General features: G+C 56.8%; 20 protein-coding genes. 9 read left to right on the forward strand and 11 right to left on the reverse strand.

The window, feature by feature from the left end; translation table 11 throughout:
- Positions 1-3: 3 nt before the first annotated feature.
- Genes BL107_RS10300 through BL107_RS10310 form a run of 3 tightly spaced genes read right to left on the reverse strand, consistent with a single transcriptional unit; the run spans position 4 to position 2866 of the window.
- Positions 4-1422, reverse strand: coding sequence for an NAD(P)(+) transhydrogenase (Re/Si-specific) subunit beta (locus BL107_RS10300; RefSeq protein ID WP_009790291.1), 1419 nt, complete (start codon positions 1420-1422; stop codon positions 4-6).
- Positions 1422-1727, reverse strand: a complete 306-nt coding sequence (locus BL107_RS10305) for an NAD(P) transhydrogenase subunit alpha (protein WP_009790292.1) — start codon at positions 1725-1727, stop codon at positions 1422-1424. The genes BL107_RS10300 and BL107_RS10305 overlap by 1 nt, the downstream gene beginning before the upstream one ends.
- Positions 1727-2866 (reverse strand): Re/Si-specific NAD(P)(+) transhydrogenase subunit alpha, encoded by a 1140-nt coding sequence (locus tag BL107_RS10310; protein WP_198002342.1) that lies wholly within the window; start codon positions 2864-2866, stop codon positions 1727-1729. The genes BL107_RS10305 and BL107_RS10310 overlap by 1 nt, the downstream gene beginning before the upstream one ends.
- Before the next feature lie 124 nt (positions 2867-2990).
- On the opposite strand from BL107_RS10310, the gene BL107_RS10315 reads away from it, so the two are divergent.
- From BL107_RS10315 to trxB, 4 genes are all read left to right on the forward strand, one after another.
- Complete coding sequence (locus BL107_RS10315) at positions 2991-3569, forward strand: hypothetical protein (RefSeq protein ID WP_006169684.1); 579 nt, start codon at positions 2991-2993, stop codon at positions 3567-3569.
- 202 nt (positions 3570-3771) lie between these two features.
- Positions 3772-5142 carry a DEAD/DEAH box helicase gene (locus BL107_RS10320; RefSeq protein WP_009790294.1) on the forward strand — a complete coding sequence of 457 codons (1371 nt, stop codon included), beginning with the start codon at positions 3772-3774 and terminating at the stop codon, positions 5140-5142.
- A 97-nt stretch (positions 5143-5239) separates the two neighbouring features.
- Positions 5240-5488, forward strand: a complete 249-nt coding sequence (locus BL107_RS10325) for a hypothetical protein (RefSeq protein ID WP_037989021.1) — start codon at positions 5240-5242, stop codon at positions 5486-5488.
- 103 nt (positions 5489-5591) lie between these two features.
- Complete coding sequence (trxB, locus tag BL107_RS10330) at positions 5592-6962, forward strand: thioredoxin-disulfide reductase (protein WP_009790296.1); 1371 nt, start codon at positions 5592-5594, stop codon at positions 6960-6962.
- On the opposite strand, the gene infA is transcribed toward trxB, so the two are convergent.
- On the reverse strand, positions 6963-7232 hold the full coding sequence (infA, locus tag BL107_RS10335; RefSeq protein WP_006041809.1) for a translation initiation factor IF-1: 270 nt from the start codon (positions 7230-7232) through the stop codon (positions 6963-6965).
- A gap of 380 nt (positions 7233-7612) precedes the next feature.
- On the opposite strand from infA, the gene BL107_RS10340 reads away from it, so the two are divergent.
- Positions 7613-8254 (forward strand): pseudouridine synthase, encoded by a 642-nt coding sequence (locus BL107_RS10340; protein WP_050749853.1) that lies wholly within the window; start codon positions 7613-7615, stop codon positions 8252-8254.
- On the opposite strand, the gene BL107_RS10345 is transcribed toward BL107_RS10340, so the two are convergent.
- The 5 genes from BL107_RS10345 to BL107_RS10365 are packed head-to-tail and all read right to left on the reverse strand — an operon-like array spanning position 8208 to position 11599.
- On the reverse strand, positions 8208-9008 hold the full coding sequence (locus BL107_RS10345; protein ID WP_009790298.1) for a methyltransferase domain-containing protein: 801 nt from the start codon (positions 9006-9008) through the stop codon (positions 8208-8210). The genes BL107_RS10340 and BL107_RS10345 overlap by 47 nt on opposite strands.
- Positions 9008-9223 (reverse strand): hypothetical protein, encoded by a 216-nt coding sequence (locus tag BL107_RS10350; protein WP_009790299.1) that lies wholly within the window; start codon positions 9221-9223, stop codon positions 9008-9010. Before BL107_RS10350 ends, BL107_RS10345 begins: the two co-directional genes overlap by 1 nt.
- 53 nt (positions 9224-9276) lie before the next feature.
- Positions 9277-10239: an NAD(P)H-binding protein gene (locus BL107_RS10355; protein WP_009790300.1), complete on the reverse strand. Its 963-nt coding sequence runs from the start codon at positions 10237-10239 to the stop codon at positions 9277-9279.
- 55 nt (positions 10240-10294) lie between these two features.
- Entirely contained in the window at positions 10295-10393 is a 99-nt protein-coding gene (gene petM / locus BL107_RS10360) for a cytochrome b6-f complex subunit PetM (protein WP_011359486.1), read from the reverse strand.
- Between the two features lie 27 nt (positions 10394-10420).
- Entirely contained in the window at positions 10421-11599 is a 1179-nt protein-coding gene (locus BL107_RS10365; protein ID WP_037988485.1) for a N2,N2-dimethylguanosine tRNA methyltransferase, read from the reverse strand.
- Here BL107_RS10365 and BL107_RS10370 point away from each other — a divergent pair.
- On the forward strand, positions 11577-12611 hold the full coding sequence (locus BL107_RS10370; RefSeq protein ID WP_156779454.1) for an alpha/beta fold hydrolase: 1035 nt from the start codon (positions 11577-11579) through the stop codon (positions 12609-12611). The genes BL107_RS10365 and BL107_RS10370 overlap by 23 nt on opposite strands.
- Positions 12608-13138 carry an acetolactate synthase small subunit gene (ilvN, locus tag BL107_RS10375; protein ID WP_009790304.1) on the forward strand — a complete coding sequence of 177 codons (531 nt, stop codon included), beginning with the start codon at positions 12608-12610 and terminating at the stop codon, positions 13136-13138. Before BL107_RS10370 ends, ilvN begins: the two co-directional genes overlap by 4 nt.
- A gap of 2 nt (positions 13139-13140) precedes the next feature.
- Here the strand turns inward: ilvN and BL107_RS10380 are convergent, their stop codons facing one another.
- Both BL107_RS10380 and BL107_RS10385 read right to left on the reverse strand, forming a co-directional pair.
- Positions 13141-13821 carry a peptidylprolyl isomerase gene (locus tag BL107_RS10380; protein ID WP_037988487.1) on the reverse strand — a complete coding sequence of 227 codons (681 nt, stop codon included), beginning with the start codon at positions 13819-13821 and terminating at the stop codon, positions 13141-13143.
- A gap of 5 nt (positions 13822-13826) precedes the next feature.
- Positions 13827-14363, reverse strand: a complete 537-nt coding sequence (locus BL107_RS10385) for a photosystem I assembly protein Ycf4 (RefSeq protein WP_009790306.1) — start codon at positions 14361-14363, stop codon at positions 13827-13829.
- Positions 14364-14553: 190 nt separating this feature from the next.
- Between BL107_RS10385 and psbD the strand changes: the two genes are divergently transcribed.
- Together psbD and psbC are read left to right on the forward strand one after the other, a co-directional pair.
- Complete coding sequence (gene psbD, locus BL107_RS10390) at positions 14554-15609, forward strand: photosystem II D2 protein (photosystem q(a) protein) (protein WP_009788239.1); 1056 nt, start codon at positions 14554-14556, stop codon at positions 15607-15609.
- Entirely contained in the window at positions 15593-16981 is a 1389-nt protein-coding gene (psbC, locus tag BL107_RS10395; protein WP_009790307.1) for a photosystem II reaction center protein CP43, read from the forward strand. Before psbD ends, psbC begins: the two co-directional genes overlap by 17 nt.
- The last annotated feature ends 131 nt before the right edge of the window (positions 16982-17112 follow it).

Here is a 17112-nt window from a genome sequence, read left to right on the forward strand (position 1 = left end):
TCACTACTTGCCAACGCCGAGATCCTTGAGCTCAACGAGCAGATCCCCCAGAACCTTTTTGGCATCGCCAAACACCATCGAGGTATTCGCCAGATCAAACAGATCGTTTTTGATTCCGGAATAGCCGGCACTCATGCCCCGCTTCACCACAAAAACCGTGCGGGCTTGCTGCACATCGAGCACAGGCATGCCGTACAACGGTGAATTGGGATCGGTCTTGGCCTGGGGATTCACCACGTCATTGGCTCCCAACACCAACACCACATCGGTGGCGGGGAACTCAGGATTAATCACATCCATCTCCTTGAGCTGCTCGTAGGGCACATCGGCCTCTGCGAGCAGCACATTCATATGGCCTGGCATACGGCCAGCAACGGGATGGATCGCGTAGGTGACATCAATCCCCGCGGCCTCAAGGGAACGGGTGACCTCACGGAGCGTGTGCTGGGCTTGGGCCACGGCGAGTCCGTAGCCAGGAACAATGATCACCCGCTCGGCAGCCTCAAGCGTGAGGGCGCACTCTTCAACACTGCAGCTCGTGATGTTGGTGTATTCACCACCACCCGCACTCGAGCTGGAGCTTGCTCCAAGCGCTCCACCAAACAACACGGACACCAGGGAACGGTTCATGCCGTTGCACATCACCTGGGTGAGGATCAAACCGGCAGCTCCCACCATCGCTCCCGCCACAACCAGCAACTGACTGCCGACAACAAAACCTGCTGCTGCTGCTGCAACACCGGAGTAGCTGTTCAGCAGAGAGATCACCACGGGCATATCAGCGCCACCGATCGGCAGCGTGACGCCAATGCCCAACAAACTGGAGGCCACCACCAATAGCCACAGGCCCGTAGCACCACCGGTGGTTCTCACCATTTCGATGGCACCCACCAATGCCGCGACGGCCAAGGCGATATTCACGGCATGGCGCAGCCGGCTTTGCATCCAGGGGGGCGTCGAAAGCCAGCCCTGCAACTTCGCCATCGCCACAATCGAACCGGTGAAGGTGATCGAGCCCACGAAGACCGACACAACAATCGACACCAGCGCAACGGGTCCGGTTGCATCGAGAGCAATCGGTTCCAAAGCTGCAGCCAAGGCCACAAGTAATGACGACATGCCACCACACCCGTTGAACAGGGCGACGGTCTCGGGCATCGACGTCATCGGAACCCGCTGGGCCGTGATCACCCCGAGAACACCACCGACGATGCTTCCGCCAACGATCCAAGACCAAGCTTGGGTGTTAAAGGTTGGAACCCCGACGTAATTCACCAGTAGGCCAACGACCGCCAAGCCCATCGCCACCGCCGCCAATTGGTTCGCCCCTCGGGCGGACCGCACTTTCGACAGGCCCTTGATACCTAGGGCCAACAACAGAACGGCGACAAGATCAATCGCGTACTTGAGATAGTCAGTCATCAGCGGTTCTCCTTGCGTGCGGGCTTACGGCTGAACATCGCCAGCATTCGATCCGTGACGAGAAAGCCACCGATCACGTTGAACAGGGCAAAACCCAGGGAGACCGAGCCGAGCACCAACAGGGTTGGATTGCCGTCGGCCTTAATGATCGCGGTGAGAGCCGCCAACACCGTGATGCCCGAGATCGCATTGGCACCACTCATCAACGGTGTGTGCAGTGTGGGTGGCACTTTCCCGATCAGTTCAAGACCAAGAAGGCTGCCCAAGAGCAGCACCCATAGAAATTCAACAAACGAGGATTCCATCAGTTGGCTCCTGGGGTAAGAACGTCGCCGCGGCGGATCGAGCCGTTTTGAGCAATCAAACAACCAGCAATCAGTTCATCATCGAGATCCAAACTGAACTGGCCATCCTTCATCGTGGGCTCCAATAGAGCCACAAGGTTGCGGGCATACAGCGCACTGGCGTGGTTGGGAACAGTGCAGGGAAGGTCGTTCCCCCCAATCAACTTCACCCCTTTGCGGTCCACGGTCTGTCCCGGCACCGTATCCGCACAATTGCCACCCTGGGACACGGCTAAATCCACAACAACGGCACCAGGGCGCATGCGATCGAGCATGTCTTCACTGATCAAACGGGGGGCACGACGGCCCGGCACTTGGGCGGTACAGATCGCCACATCGGCCTCAGCCAATTGGTCAGACAATTGCTGACGCTGCGCAGCGAGAAAAGCATCAGAAGCCTGCTTGGCGTAGCCACCGGATTCAGCAGGCTTGTCGTCCGTTTCTGGCGGCTCGATAAAGCGAGCGCCGAGGGATTCCACCTGTTCCTTCACAGCGGGCCGAATATCACTCACGTACACCACCGCTCCGAGACGGCGGGCCGTGGCCACCGCCTGCAACCCAGCCACTCCAGCGCCAAGAATCACCACCTTTGCGGGCTGCACCGTGCCAGCAGCCGTCATCAGCATCGGGAAGTAGCGATCCAAGGCAGAGGATGCCAACAGCACCGATTTGTATCCAGCGATATTCGCTTGGGATGACAACGCATCAGCCGACTGAGCACGGCTGATTCTTGGCAGCAGCTCTAGGGACATGGCCGACAGGCCTCCCTGTTGAAGGGTCGTCGCTAACGCCGCGTTGGCATAGGGCGCCATCAAACCCACCACCAACGCCCCCTGATGCAGACGACGCAAGTTCTCTGACGTGGGTGGCTGAACACAGAGAAGGATGTCGGCTTGAGACCAGGTACTGGCATCTCCAACCGCAACCAACGCTGCACCCTGTTCGGAATAGGCGGCATCTAGATAACCCGATGCCACACCGGCACCGCACTCAACCGAGACCGAACAGCCGAGCGAAATAAATTTTTTGACCGTGTCGGGCGTTGCCGCGATCCGGGTTTCCCCCGGTGTCGACTCCACCGGTATCAGAAGTCTGGGCAAGGCGAACACATCCACCGACCCAATCAAGATTACGAGGTCATCATCTTGAGATCCGCAGGATTGTTGAAGAACGCGGCCGAAAGCCTTTGGTGTGGCTAGTTCAAGAGAACATCTCGTGTTTTGTATGGGTCTCAGCGCAATCGAATGTCCTGATGGCGTTTGCCACAGCCACCACGGTGGCCACGCTGTGGAACGCGAAACGATGAAATCATCCCTGCAGAACCATGGCAAGGACTGGTGCGAACGCCTGGCTGAGCGGATTTATGAGATGTCGGTCGATACGTTCTCTCAAAGCGTGATGCCCAGCCTGCATGCTTCGGGCTGGCAGCGTCGCCATCTGGACTGGGAGTTCAAACTCGCCGAAAACGACTCCGAACCCGATCAGACCCTGGTCGACGGGATCATTAATGCCACCGAAAGCTTCCTGCGCAGCAGTGAAGTGCACCGCTTGTTCATCCAAGAGCTGGTGCAGGGCACGTTTGCCGAGGCGAGTGAAGACGAGCTTCGTGTTCAAGCCGTTCGCACCCTCGTCGAAAAAGAACTCATCGCAATGCTCGAAGAGCGGCGCCAGGAGCTGCTCGACAGGGTGGCCCATCAACTGATGGACGCGGCCAAGGGGGACTTCGAGGCTGCACGTCACGCCACAGAAGATGCGCTCGATGAAGTTGAACGCTTGGTGTTGAACCACGCCGACGCCCTTTGAACCGCTGGTTGGCTTGACTTGAAAGGGGCGGCCTGCCGATCAGAAGGTCTAGGGCGGCCCCTAGAGGTGCCAAAGCCGTTCGAAATCGTTAAAAAGACTCATCTTCTTCAGGAACACCATCAGCGCCTGCAGCTTCAATCTTCCGGCTCACACCGGATCGGCATCGATCCAACCGCGCGAATGGCAGCAACATCTAATTCAGTTGTTGCGCCGCCGACTGGATCAACTTTCCAGTGGCTCATTCACGGCTGACCTTGGCGACATTCTTGTGTTCGCCGGACCTGGAGCAGGCAAAACCCTCGGGGCACTCCTGGGTTTTTCCAGCATGCGGCGCGACGGACATCTGGATCAATTTGTGGTGTTCTGCCATCGAACATCAATCCTGGAGCAGTGGAAGCAAGCGGCGTCCGGGCTTGGTTTACGCCTGGAGGAATGGCCCTGCACGGCTGCGGCGGCGAAAGCGGCTGATGGACTGTTGGTGACCTATCAGGGAGCTGGGCGTCAGCTCCAACCACTACAAGAACAACTCGGACAACTTCAAGCTGATCGCTGCATGGCGATTGCCGATGAGGCACACCACCTGGGGCTGGATCCAGATGACCCCAAGGCACCGGCATGGGGTCAAACCTTCCAAGCGCTGACAGAAGCCTTCAAGTTGCGAGTCGGCCTGACTGGAACACCATTCCGGGCCGACAACCTTGGCTTCTGTGCAGCCCGCCGCATTCGCGTTGTGCAAGACGGCATGGTGATGGAGCAAATATGTCCTGATCTATGCGTCGAACCGAGAGACCTGATCGCCGCTGGAGACGTGCGACCTCTCGAATTTCGCTTTCAAGACGGATGGGTGGAGCACAGTCGAGAAGGGATGCCCGATCGCGACGTGTCACCCCTGTCGGCCGAACATCGGGAAAGCTGGCGAGCCCGCAACCTTCGCCGCGCCATCCGCTTGGCCGATAGCAGCAGCATCGGTCAACAGGTGTTGCTGCGAGCGCAACGCAAGTTGACGGACATGCGGCAAAGCCATCCTGATGCAGCGGGACTTGTGATTGCCAGGGATATTGATCATGCAGAAGCCATCGCAACACTGCTGAGGGAAGACGGCAATCGCGTGGAGCTCGTGCATTCCCAAAGCCCACAGGCTGCAGAGCGTCTCCATGGATTTCAGGGCGGCACGGCCGACTGGCTCGTCAGCATCGATATGTGTGCTGAGGGTTTTGATGCACCACGACTGAGGGTTGTGGCCTACCTCACCACCGTGGTCACCCGAAGTCGGTTTGTTCAAGGCATCACTCGGGCGGTTCGAATGACGGCAACCCTTGCGGCAACGGAAACCATCCCCCGCGCACCCTCCTTTGTTTTTGCTCCAGCTGATCCACGACTGATGGAGTACGCCCGTTCCTGGTCGATCGCAGAGCCCTACGTTTTACGTCCGCGCGAGGAGGCCGAAGCGGATGAACTTGGAACTGGTGGGCACTGGCGTGGCCCCAGTCTGCCGATGGAAGCTGTGGAAGATGGAGCCGGGAATGTGATCCGTCTCAAAACACCAGAACTCCCCCTGTTTTTGCAGCAGTGATTACAGCTTTCTTGAGAGAAAAATGCGAAGTTTTCGACATAAGGGCCACGAATTAGCCCTTAGATCAACCAACCTGGCGCACAACGGAGAGATTGTTATGGACGCAGCAATGGAACGCCGAATCAACGTTGCAACCAACTGGGCATCAACTCGGATCGCTTATCTCGACAAAGCTGAGCGCTATGAAGATAGTTATGCCATTACCCAAGAATTCCGAGAGTGGATTACTTGCATTGGTGAAAACGTGTCCTTACTAGACGACACAATCCTGGTAACGCCTATTAGCTCAAAAAAATCTGGAGGCATCAACGACCGACCGTCAAGCGACCATCAAGTCGAAATCTAAAGCTTTTGTTTATTTTTGGCAGGGAAGGAAATACGAATTCCCTTTAATGCGTTCAGCAGCACTTAGGCCTTAGATTTAACTCATAGTCATTCCGCATAAGAGCATGGTTGCTGGTGCGTCCGAGTCCATTGAGAACCTCGTGATCGTTGGCTCGGGCCCGGCTGGATACACAGCAGCGATTTACGCCGCCCGCGCCAACCTTCAGCCCACTTTGGTGACAGGCTTCCAACGAGGGGGGATTCCCGGTGGGCAGCTGATGACCACAACCCACGTCGAGAACTTTCCTGGATTTCCGGATGGAGTGCTCGGACCAGACTTGATGGATTTGATGAAGGCTCAAGCGGTGCGCTGGGGCACCCATTTGCTTGAGGCCGATGCCGATTCCATTGATCTCAGCCAACGTCCATTTCAGATTCAAGTTGAAGGGGAAACCATTCGAGCCCATGCCGTTGTGATTGCAACGGGTGCCAGTGCAAACCGCTTGGGGTTGCCTTCAGAAGAGCAGTTTTGGAGCCGTGGCATTAGTGCTTGTGCCATTTGTGATGGAGCGACACCCCAATTTCGCAACGCCGAACTGGCTGTTGTCGGTGGCGGTGATTCCGCCTGCGAAGAGGCTGTTTATCTCACGAAATACGGCAGCCATGTGCATCTAATCGTGCGCTCTGAACGGTTGAGGGCCAGTGCCGCCATGGCCGACCGAGTTCTCGCGAACCCAGCCATCACCGTGCATTGGAACAGTGAGATTGTCGATGTAAGCGGTGAAGACTGGATGGAGACACTCACCTTGCGAAATCGCATCGATGATTCAACAGCTGACCTAGCGGTCAAAGGTCTGTTTTATGCCATTGGCCATACACCCAATACCGAGCTGTTGAACGGTCAAATTGACCTCGATAGCAAGGCTTACCTCGCCACAGCATCAGGCCGCCCAGAAACATCCATTGATGGCGTGTTTGCGGCTGGTGATGTGGCTGATGCTGAGTGGAGACAAGGCATTACGGCGGCAGGTAGCGGCTGCAAAGCAGCCTTAGCGGCCGAGCGTTGGCTGAGCCATCACGACCTAGCCACCCGAATGAAACGGGACAACATCGAGCCGGCCAAGGCAGAACGCCCGGTCAACGTAGAAGTCACAACGGAAGCCACCTATAGCCCTGAAGGGCTTTGGCAAAAAGGGGGTTACGCCCTTCGCAAGCTGTATCACGACAGCAACAAGCCAATCCTGGTGGTTTACACCTCACCAAGCTGTGGTCCTTGCCATGTGTTGAAGCCTCAGCTTCAACGGGTGATCAATGAGCTCGACGGCTCCGCCCAGGCGATCGTGATTGATATCGAATCCGATCAAGAGATTGCCGAACAGGCGGGGGTGAGCGGAACACCCACCATCCAGCTGTTTCACCAAAAAGCGATGGTGAAGCAATGGCGTGGCGTCAAACAACGGAGTGAGTTCAAACAGGCCATCGAAGCCCTGATCTGATCAACGACGCCGTGGTCCACCTGGGCGGTTGCCGCCTGGGCGTCCACCTGGTGCACCGGCATTGCGCTCGCGGTAGGTGATCCGCCCACGGGTGAGGTCGTAGGGACTGATTTCGACAAGCACCTTGTCGCCAGCCAACAATTTGATCCGAAATTTGGTCAGCTTTCCAGCAGCACGACATAAACACTGGTGACCGGCAGGCTGCTCAAGCGTGACCAGATAGAACCCATTGCCCTGTTCCTTCTCGATCACACCCGAGGTTTCGATCATGCGCTGGTGAGGTTTTTAACCTGTATTGCCTCCCACTTTAGGAGGGCGCATGCAGATCCCAATCACAGATTTTTCCCTTTAAGGTCAACGCCCGGTGAAACCAAATCGATGATGCTCCCCCCCCTAACCCTCGATTTGGGCCTGCTACTCATTTCCATCGGAGCGGTGAACCTCTGGCGTGCACGCCAAGGCAATGCCCAATAAGCCAGAGATTATTCAAAGCCATCGATGTAGAGAGGCTGCGGACCAGGTCAAGCTGATGATTCCCTCATAATCAACATCTACATCGAAAAATTCTTTTTGACTGAAGCAATCTTTGGAGATTAAATCTCAAGGGTTGTTACGTTAGTTTTTTTTAAAGAATCCAGCGGCTGAATCACTTGGCGACTTTGTTGCTCCATAAGCCCTACGGGGTGCTTAGCCAGTTCACTCCAGAAGACAACAGTCGCTGGGACTGCCTGCGAGATTTTGTCGACATCCCTGATGTGTACGCGGCTGGTCGTCTTGATGCCGACAGCGAAGGATTACTTGTACTCACAAGCAATGGACGCCTCCAACAACAATTAACCAATCCTCGTTTCGGTCATTGGCGAACCTATTGGGTTCAAGTTGAGGGATCTCCCCAGCCCCATCAACTCCAACAACTTCGCGATGGCATCACGATTCAGGGCTATCGCACCCGTCCTGCTAAAGCCGCGTGGCTGAACGCTGAAGCCATCCCAACCATTGGAGAGCGCATTCCCCCGATTCGGGTCCGCGCAGCCATCCCCACCCACTGGCTGGAGATCTCACTTCAGGAAGGAAGAAATCGTCAAGTGCGCCGCATGACGGCAGCAGTAGGTCTGCCCACGCTTCGATTGATCCGCCACACCATCGACCTCATGGATGGAGACACGCCCTTCACTCTGAAAGGGCTCGAACCCGGTGCATGGCGGACAGTGACCAAAGCGGAAGAAGGGCGTCTGGTGCAGTTACTTAAGGGCAGCAACCCGAGGAAACAGGCAGGTCGCCAACGAGGGTGACCGCTCGAAACTCGATGCTTTCCACCTCCCGCCAGGGATCTTGGCTGCGATCGGCGTAATGGACCTGCTCAAAGCCAAGGCGACGGAAGGCCTCGAGAAACGCGGTCTCTTCCCAGGCACCACTAATACAGCCGCTCCAAAGGTCTGGATCCTCTTGCAGATGTTGAGGCACCAACTGATCGCAAACAATGTCGCTGATAGCAACACGACCACCCGGAGCAAGAACGCGGCGAATGTTGGCCAACAACCGATCTCGATCAGATGGATTCACCAAATTGAGAACGCAATTACTTAAAACAACATCAACGCTTCCGTCCGCAACAAGGGGCATTCCATCGCTGGTAGGGGCATCAAGCGCCTCAATGGCTCCATCAACAAACTGAACATTGGCGAAGCCAATTGCCTCCGCAACTTGCGCAGCAGCACCACGGGACAGGGCCAACATGTCGACGTTGCGATCCACACCGATCACCGCACCGGCCGCCCCCACGATCTGTGAGCAAATAAAGGCGTTCTTGCCACTGCCGCTGCCAAGATCCAACACCCGATCACCGGCACGAACCCAGCGTGTGGGATCACCACAGCCGTAATCACGCTCTACAACGGCGTTCGGGATGACACGCAGGAGTTCAGGATCAAACCCCACAGGAGTACACAAACAAGCTTCTTGCTCATGGGCGGCCGCGCCATAACGCTCCTCCACGGCACGGGTTTGGTCAAAGGCATTCGATGGTGGACAGCAAGAATCAGGCATCAACCGATGGCCTCCTGCAACTCACGCACAACATTCCACTGGCCATACCAATAATTGGCCTCTGCTCTTCTAGCCACGTCTTCTATGCCATCAATGGCGTCGGGCCCCACCGTTTTCCAAAGCTCATGGCCACACGCTCGATTCAAACCCTGCTCTGCCTCCTCTGAAAGCAAGAGCAGCCGGCGCTGCAGATTTTTGAGCTGAGCGACAGCCATAAGACCAAAAAACCTAGATTAATAGTACAAATCAACTAAAACAAGACAAGTACCTAGAAGGGGAGTTTTTTCTTGGCGTCTTTATCCAGATCTGCTTCCATCTCACGAAGCCTTTTGAGAATCGTGTCGTAGTACTCGCGGATATAACTCTCCATATCCGTTGTCTCGGCTTCATCCAAGCCAAACGCGGCATAACTGGATTTCATCTGGGCATCGAGGGGCTGTCCTCCACCGGTGACTTCCGCGAAGGCAAGACGTTCCGCCACATTGACGGCAGGCTCGAAAAAAGAAGCAACTCCTTGCATCAGCTTGATCAAGATCGGCTGAACGCGGAAAACACGCGCCGTTTTACCGCTGCAACGCTCACAAAGCTGCACCAGTTGCCCTGTATTCCAGGGTTTTGGACCCACAACAGGGAAAGTTCCCCTCACCGTTTCTGGACGTTCAAGGGCCGCCACCGCAAAACGGGCCATGTCTTGCGTGTTCATGTACGCAATCGCCGTCGGGCTTCCACTCACCCAAACGGTTTGGCTTTCCAAAACAGGGATTGCGAATTGGCTGATCACACCCTGCATGAAGGCTGCGCCTTGGAGGATGGTGTAGTCAAAATCCGAGGCTTCCAGCAAATTCTCGGTACAAGCCTTGATATCCATCAACGGCACATCGCGATAACGGTGAGCTCCGAGCAACGAAAGGAAGACAAATCGCTTCACATTGGCGCGATCACAGGCGCGCAAAAGGTTGAGCTTTCCGTCCCAATCGGATTCGTAAATGCTCTGTGGATCACTGGGGCGGCTTGTGGCGGCATCGATGACGGCATCGACGCCGTCGAGGGCGTAATCGAGGCTGTCGGGCTCCAGCAAGTCACCACGGGTGAGCTCACAGCCCCACTCCTGCAGAAACGCTGCCTTGCGAGGGGTTCGGACCATGCAACGAACCTGATGACCAGCATCCAAAGCTCGACGAGCAATCTGCCGTCCGAGGGTGCCCGTTCCTCCAACCACCAGAACCTGCATGGCACCTCGACTTCAAGGTTGGGAGCTTAGTGGGCTTAAGGCAAAAGCTGCCGAATCAATCGCCCTCAAGTTTCAACAGCAAGGCACCACCAACAAGACCAATGGGGATGAGGACCCAAAAAATGGCGGCCGTTCCGAAAATTTCTGAAGCCATGGTCGGGGCGCAACTTTCACGCCCCATTTAAGTCCCTTCGGCACGCAAATCAGCGCAAAGCCTTAACAGGACTGTTAAATCTGCATCGGTACGCACTTGCCCGGCCATCACGCCACTGGGATAGGCCTGAAATCCGGCTTGCCGCACCGCTGTCACGAGCTGGTTCAAGGGCGGCGGACCTCCAACACCAAGACGTCGCGCCAACTCATCGGTGGGCCAAACCGTTGCTGGACTCCCAGGGTCGGCTTCTAAACGCTCCAGTAACCGCTGCGTCCGATTGGAGATGGCACCAGGGTTCCGCAGCCATGGATCCCCCCGCAACGCAACCAAGGTGTGGCGATCCTGCATGGGTCCGATCCAGAGGGGACCGCTCACACTCCAGCGACCTGCTCCGCTTGCACAGCGACAGCTTGGCCATCCGCTGAGATTTCTCAAAACCTGCACCACCTGTGATCCACAGGCTTCACATCGAGCGATGAGGCCTAAGTGATGCTCCTCACCCGGTTGAAGCTGCCGCCGCATGCGCACGACAACCCGAAAGGTCCGTCCCTCACTGAAGCAAAGCAGGGGTTGAAGCCCCCGACCCAGCATCCATGCCTGACGGGCTAGCAAACCAAGTTGGTGGCGCAAAGCCAATTCCCAACTCGCAGGATGCACCCGTGCAGCCGCACCAAGGCTGCGAACCGCTCCAGCACGATCATGACCCGTTGGCGAGCGTCCATCCGTACTCGCCAACAGGAGGATCCCGTCAAACCGCAAGACTTGTAAAACGGGCTGAATCAACGCCCCAGGAGCTCCGAACGCGTCTAGATCGATCAAATCAAAAAAGCGGCCTTCCAGATAGGCCCGTGCCAACAACATCTCGGCAGCCTGGGAACTGATGCGCACCGGCGACGGGAGATCACTCAAGTTGTTCTCCAAGTAGGGCGAACGATCTGGGTCGCCATCGTTCACCCAGAGCTCAACTCGCTCTGGTCTGGCCTGAACGGCTTCTAACCCCCAGCGCAAACTTCGGATCCCGCACCCTGCCATGAGGTCGAGCCAGCGGAGTTGACCCTCCACGTTCCGCTGTTGATGGCGAGCCAACAGCACCGAACAGTCCCGGGAAGGCCGTGAATCCGGACGAAAAAACCCCGATCCCAACGTGAGAGAGGCGGACCCTTCGCGATAGTGATGATCCGGTATGCCCAGAGCTGTGTCTGCCAATGCACCCCAGCCTGCCGAGCCGTGGTGCCCGGAGGCCGAAACCAGCGCGTGGGGGCACCACCATGAATGGACTTGGCGTCGCCAGCCAAGTCGTGGACGCCCAAATCAACAATGGACATGCCATTGGCGCGTTTTAGGGCCCAGCCATGGTCCAGCCCTCGTGCTTCTACATGGTTTCGGGGCCTCCAGCGGGCACTGGCGTCGCATCGCGCCGAAACTGGCGGCCCAGGGCTGGCAAGTGTTCAGCCTCGACCTCTTGGGATTTGGCGCGTCAGATCAACCGGGGATCCGCCAGGGCGGTCCACTGGATAACAGGATTTGGGGGCAGCAAACCGCGGCCTTTCTCCAAGAAGTTGTTCAGCAGCCCGCCGTGCTCATAGGGAACTCCCTTGGTGGCCTAAGTGCCCTCACCACAGCCGTTCTGACCCCCCATTTGGTGAGAGCACTTGTGGCAGCACCGCTGCCTGATCCGGCCCTACTCCAGCCGCTGCCACGACGACGTTCACCGTGGCGACGACGCTGGATAAGGAGATGGCTTGGCTTGGTCGTTCAACTCATTCCCTTGCAGTGGATCGTGCCTGTGATTGCCCGCAGCAAGCTGATTCGCCTTGGACTGCAAGGTGCTTACACCGCTTCCATCACCAACGACCTTGATCTGCAACAGCTGATTGGTCGTCCAGCCCGCCGACCAACCGCAGCGCGAGCCCTACGGGCGATGACCCTTGGAATGAGTCTTCGACCCCGCGGAGCCACGGCCCCGGCCCTATTGGAACAACTGGCAACAACCAACCTGCCGATGTTGTTGCTTTGGGGTCAAAACGATCGGTTTATCCCCCTCACCATCGGCCAACAGGTAGTTCATCAACACCCCTGGGTGGAGCTCAACGTGCTTCATCACTGTGGGCATTGCCCCCACGATGAGGACCCGATTCAGTTCCTAAATGCCCTGCTGCCCTGGCTGGACCGTAACTTGGGTAACAGCAGACCGGCAGGGGACGTTCAGAAGACATGAAGCACACCCTTTCGGTGCTTGTGGAGGACGAATCTGGAGCACTTAGCCGCATCGCCGGATTGTTCGCCCGCCGTGGTTTCAATATCCACAGCTTGGCTGTGGGGCCAGCGGAAGCCGATGGCCAATCACGCTTAACGATGGTGGTGGAAGGAGATGAGCAAACTCTGGAACAGATGACCAAGCAGCTGGACAAGCTGGTCAACGTTCTCCAAGTTCTGGATTTAACCCAGCGTCCAGCGGTGGAACGCGAACTGATGCTCCTAAAAGTGAAAGCCCCAGCCGAAACGAGGAGCGCCGTTTTTGATCTGGTTCAGGTGTTCCGCGCCAAGGTTGTGGACGTGGCCGATGAAGCTCTCACCCTTGAAGTGGTGGGCGACCCCGGCAAATTGGTGGCGCTTGAACGGCTGATGAGGCCCTTCGGCATCCTCGAAATCGCCCGCACTGGAAAAGTGGCCCTTGAGCGGGCATCAGGGGTGAACACCGAACTACTCAAGGTTTCACCGAGCGAAACGCGGATCCCGGCTTGAGTTCAATCACCAAGGCTGGCCTTGGTGATCCGATCCCCCTGGCGAATCTCATCAACAACGTCCATGCCCTTAATCACCTTCCCGAAAACGGCATAACGACCATCCAGTTCTGGTAAGGGCTTTAGGGCGATATAAAACTGAGCACTGGCGGAGTCTGGAGCCTGCGACCGTGCCATCGCCACCGAACCACGCTCATGGTTCAGGCTCAGGGAATCCAACTGACTGGGATTCGTAATTTCTCTGCTGTAGCGGGGATTTTCTTCTCCACGGAAACTGATCTCCAAGGGAATCATTCGAGATTGTCCGGTTTCTGGATCCACAAAACTGCCGGTGCCCAACTGATTTAAAGGAACCGAACGATCCTTTGATTTTGGATCTCCCCCCTGGACGACGAAAGGAACGGGCTCGCGAACCACGCGGTGAAACATCGTTCCGTCGTAGGTGCCACGACGCACCAAATCAACAAAATTTCCGGCTGTGATCGGCGCTGCATCACCATCTACCTCGATCGTGATCTCGCCTCGGTTGGTGCTCACCTGCACCTGGGTTGTGCCCTGCAGACAAGGAACACTTGCATCAGCACAGGATGGTGTTGGCGATGCCTGCGGTGAAGCACTACAACTCACCATCAAAGGAATGAGAAGCAGTAGCGACAACACAACTCGACGAAGAGGCGAACGCATGGGAATCAAAGTCCTTCGAGGTTGACGCCGAGAAAACGGGCGAGTTCGGCTCCTTCCTGCTCGAGTTGAGCCAATGGCAGCGGCTCACCCACACGGGTGAGGGGAAGATCGCGACGCCCCTGGAGACGCAGAGACACGCGACGGCGGGCATTGAACCCATCACGCACTTCAACTTTCACCGCTTTCACATCTTTCAAGGGAAATTCCACACAAACCGGGCGACGAAAACCCCGACGGCTGATCACTACAACGCCAGATTCTTTATCAAAACGGTTGCTCCCGGAGCCCACATCGACAGCGATCACGTACCAGAGGTAAGAGGCCAACAGGGCAGCAGCGAGGCTGTACAGGCCCATCACCAGGCCCTGCGGAACAAAAATTAGGGCTGCGGGATGCCCAAAGGGCAACAGGTCTTGTCCGAAATAGCTGGAGAGCGACGCCAACAGGAAGCCAACACCCCCAACACTGACGGCTGCAGCCACCAAAAAATTAGAAAGTCGCCGTGAGCCGAGCACCGATTGCTCCAGCACTGCTGCGGACATGAAGATGGCGGTATTTACTGCCCATTGTGGTGGGAGACGGTGCGCAATAGCGAAAGCAAAAGAAATCCCAAAGAAACGAAGCGATACAAGGGATTTCAGGTGATGCGAACACGCCCCACAGCACGGGTTGGGATTGTTAAGGTCGCTGGCGTATCCAACAGCCTGCGGTTTTCCGCACCCGTTCACCCTCATGACGATCGCTGTAGGACGCGCGCCTCAGCGGGGATGGTTTGACGTCCTCGATGACTGGCTCAAGCGCGACCGCTTCGTATTCATTGGCTGGTCTGGCCTTCTTCTGCTCCCGACGGCCTACATGGCTATCGGTGGCTGGCTGACCGGCACCACGTTTGTCACCTCCTGGTACACCCACGGCATCGCGTCGTCGTACCTCGAAGGTTGCAACTTTCTCACCGCTGCTGTTTCGACCCCCGCTGACGCGATGGGTCACAGCTTGCTGCTGCTCTGGGGCCCAGAAGCCCAGGGCGATTTCGTCCGCTGGTGTCAACTCGGCGGCCTCTGGGCTTTTGTTGCCCTGCACGGTGCTTTCGCACTGATCGGCTTCATGCTGCGTCAGTTCGAAATTGCTCGTCTCGTCGGCATTCGTCCTTACAACGCCATCGCCTTCTCCGGCCCGATTGCGGTGTTCGTCAGTGTTTTCCTGATGTACCCCCTCGGCCAGAGCAGCTGGTTCTTCGCGCCATCCTTCGGTGTGGCAGCGATCTTCCGCTTCCTCCTCTTCTTGCAGGGCTTCCACAACTGGACGCTGAACCCCTTCCACATGATGGGAGTGGCCGGCATCTTGGGCGGCGCTCTGTTGTGTGCGATTCACGGTGCAACCGTGGAAAACACACTGTTCGAGGATGGTGAGCAAGCGAACACCTTTAAGGCGTTCGAACCCACCCAGGAAGAAGAGACCTATTCCATGGTCACCGCCAACCGCTTCTGGAGCCAAATCTTCGGAATTGCGTTCTCCAACAAGCGCTGGCTGCACTTCTTCATGCTGTTCGTGCCAGTGATGGGCCTCTGGACTAGCTCCATCGGCATCATCGGTCTGGCCCTCAACCTGCGTGCCTATGACTTCGTGTCACAGGAAATCCGCGCTGCTGAGGACCCCGAATTTGAGACCTTCTACACCAAGAACATTCTTCTGAATGAAGGTCTGCGTGCCTGGATGGCACCGGCTGACCAGCCGCATGAAAACTTCGTCTTCCCTGAAGAGGTTCTGCCCCGTGGAAACGCCCTTTAATGCTGGTCTTGTCGCCACTGGCGGCAAAGACCTCGACTCCACCGGCTATGCCTGGTGGTCTGGAAATGCCCGCCTGATTAACCTGTCAGGCCGTTTGCTTGGCGCCCACGTGGCCCATGCCGGTTTGATGGTGTTCTGGGCAGGCGCAATGATGCTGTTCGAGGTGAGTCACTTCACCTATGACAAGCCCATGTACGAGCAGGGCTTCATCTGCATGCCCCACGTCGCCACCCTTGGCTATGGCGTAGGACCCGGCGGAGAAGTTACTGATCTCTTCCCCTTCTTTGTGGTTGGTGTTTTACACCTGATCAGCTCAGCCGTTCTTGGCTTGGGCGGTCTCTACCACGCCCTGCGCGGTCCTGAGATTTTGGAGAACTACTCCTCCTTCTTCTCCCAGGATTGGCGCGACAAAAACCAGATGACCAACATCATTGGTTATCACCTGATCCTTCTTGGTGTCGGCTGCTTGCTGCTGGTCTTTAAGGCCATGTTTTTCGGCGGCGTCTACGACACCTGGGCCCCCGGCGGTGGCGACGTTCGTTTGATCACGAACCCCACCCTCGACCCTGGCGTGATCTTCGGTTATCTCTTCCGCGCTCCCTTTGGTGGCGAAGGTTGGATCATCGGCGTGAACTCCATGGAAGACATCATTGGTGGCCACATCTGGTTGGGTTTAACGCTGATCTTCGGTGGCATTTGGCACGCCATCACCAAGCCTTTTGGCTGGGTGCGCCGTGCCTTCATCTGGAATGGTGAGGCCTATCTGAGCTACAGCCTGGGTGCCTTGAGCTTCATGAGCTTCATCGCATCGGCTTACATCTGGTTCAACAACACCGCCTATCCATCTGAGTTTTGGGGTCCTACCAACGCTGAGGCATCCCAAGCCCAAAGTTTCACCTTCCTGGTGCGTGACCAACGCCTCGGAGCCAACATCGGTTCTGCCATGGGCCCCACCGGCCTTGGTAAGTACCTGATGCGCTCACCAACTGGTGAAATCATCTTCGGTGGCGAAACCATGCGCTTCTGGGACTTCCGCGGTCCTTGGCTGGAGCCCCTGCGTGGCCCCAATGGTTTGAGCCTCGACAAACTGCAAAATGACATTCAGCCATGGCAAGTGCGCCGTGCTGCTGAGTACATGACGCACGCCCCCAACGCTTCCCTGAACTCTGTTGGCGGCATCATCACCGAACCCAACTCGGTGAACTATGTGAATCTTCGTCAGTGGCTGGGAGCAGCACAATTCGTGCTCGCTTTCTTCTTCCTGGTGGGTCACCTCTGGCATGCAGGCCGCGCCCGCGCCGCCGCAGCTGGTTTTGAAAAAGGAATCGATCGCAAAGCGGAACCCGTTCTCGGAATGCCCGATCTCGATTGATCAATCAGTCGATTTCCACGATCGTTCAACAACTAACCCCCACCAAATCGGTGGGGGTTTTTTATTGGCCAAGCGAAATCACCCAATCGATCAGCCCACTACAAAAACAATCGGAATGAGACGAAATCGTG

Origin of the sequence: Synechococcus sp. BL107 (genome assembly GCF_000153805.1) — a bacterium.
Taxonomy (GTDB): Bacteria; Cyanobacteriota; Cyanobacteriia; order PCC-6307; family Cyanobiaceae; genus Parasynechococcus.

Coding starts and splice junctions, on each gene's coding strand:
- BL107_RS10305 (WP_009790292.1), bottom strand. CDS start 1,727: ATGGAATCCTCGTTTGTTGAATTTCTATGGGTGCTGCTCTTGGGCAGC.
- psbD (WP_009788239.1), top strand. CDS start 14,554: ATGACGATCGCTGTAGGACGCGCGCCTCAGCGGGGATGGTTTGACGTC.
- trxB (WP_009790296.1), top strand. CDS start 5,592: ATGGTTGCTGGTGCGTCCGAGTCCATTGAGAACCTCGTGATCGTTGGC.
- BL107_RS10380 (WP_037988487.1), bottom strand. CDS start 13,821: ATGCGTTCGCCTCTTCGTCGAGTTGTGTTGTCGCTACTGCTTCTCATT.
- BL107_RS10385 (WP_009790306.1), bottom strand. CDS start 14,363: ATGTCCGCAGCAGTGCTGGAGCAATCGGTGCTCGGCTCACGGCGACTT.
- petM (WP_011359486.1), bottom strand. CDS start 10,393: ATGGCTTCAGAAATTTTCGGAACGGCCGCCATTTTTTGGGTCCTCATC.
- BL107_RS10315 (WP_006169684.1), top strand. CDS start 2,991: ATGGGTCTCAGCGCAATCGAATGTCCTGATGGCGTTTGCCACAGCCAC.
- BL107_RS10325 (WP_037989021.1), top strand. CDS start 5,240: ATGGACGCAGCAATGGAACGCCGAATCAACGTTGCAACCAACTGGGCA.
- BL107_RS10345 (WP_009790298.1), bottom strand. CDS start 9,008: ATGCCTGATTCTTGCTGTCCACCATCGAATGCCTTTGACCAAACCCGT.
- BL107_RS10370 (WP_156779454.1), top strand. CDS start 11,577: ATGCCCAGAGCTGTGTCTGCCAATGCACCCCAGCCTGCCGAGCCGTGG.
- infA (WP_006041809.1), bottom strand. CDS start 7,232: ATGATCGAAACCTCGGGTGTGATCGAGAAGGAACAGGGCAATGGGTTC.
- BL107_RS10300 (WP_009790291.1), bottom strand. CDS start 1,422: ATGACTGACTATCTCAAGTACGCGATTGATCTTGTCGCCGTTCTGTTG.
- BL107_RS10350 (WP_009790299.1), bottom strand. CDS start 9,223: ATGGCTGTCGCTCAGCTCAAAAATCTGCAGCGCCGGCTGCTCTTGCTT.
- BL107_RS10355 (WP_009790300.1), bottom strand. CDS start 10,239: ATGCAGGTTCTGGTGGTTGGAGGAACGGGCACCCTCGGACGGCAGATT.
- ilvN (WP_009790304.1), top strand. CDS start 12,608: ATGAAGCACACCCTTTCGGTGCTTGTGGAGGACGAATCTGGAGCACTT.